This window comes from Arthrobacter sp. P4_H3, assembly GCF_056400885.1.
Genome location: NZ_JBFUKK010000056.1, coordinates 1 through 600, shown reverse-complemented (window position 1 = coordinate 600; position 600 = coordinate 1). Strand labels below are relative to the sequence as shown.

Genomic DNA, 600 nt, shown 5'->3' with positions numbered 1-600 from the left:
AGTTTGGAAAGTTGCTCCGGAGCGATCCTTGACTGTTTGTTGGTTGTGGTGGTGCCGGGTGTGTCTGTTGTTTGAGAACTCAATAGTGTGCCAAGTTTGTTGATACCAATTTGTTTATATGGATTGGTTGAATTGGCCAGGTTGTGCCACCCCGTGGTGTGGCCTGGTTGTTTTTCAGCTGGTTTCAAATTTTGTGCAGCCGTTTTCTTCCGTTTTCCCGGGGGTGGTGGTTGTGTCTGTTTTTGTTTTACTTCAACGGAGAGTTTGATCCTGGCTCAGGATGAACGCTGGCGGCGTGCTTAACACATGCAAGTCGAACGATGATCCGGTGCTTGCACCGGTGATTAGTGGCGAACGGGTGAGTAACACGTGAGTAACCTGCCCTTAACTCTGGGATAAGCCTGGGAAACTGGGTCTAATACCGGATATGACTCCTCATCGCATGGTGGGGGGTGGAAAGCTTTATTGTGGTTTTGGATGGACTCGCGGCCTATCAGCTTGTTGGTGAGGTAATGGCTCACCAAGGCGACGACGGGTAGCCGGCCTGAGAGGGTGACCGGCCACACTGGGACTGAGACACGGCCCAGACTCCCCAGACTC

General features: G+C 52.2%; 1 protein-coding gene and 1 rRNA gene. One reads left to right on the top strand and one right to left on the bottom strand.

Annotated features, from left to right (window positions below; all coding sequences use genetic code 11):
* On the bottom strand, positions 1-188 hold a 188-nt coding region (locus tag AC1DRE_RS25125), incomplete at its 3' end, for a hypothetical protein (RefSeq protein WP_476987170.1).
* Positions 189-252: 64 nt separating this feature from the next.
* On the opposite strand from AC1DRE_RS25125, the gene AC1DRE_RS25120 reads away from it, so the two are divergent.
* A 16S ribosomal RNA gene (locus AC1DRE_RS25120) occupies positions 253-600 on the top strand; the annotation flags it as partial.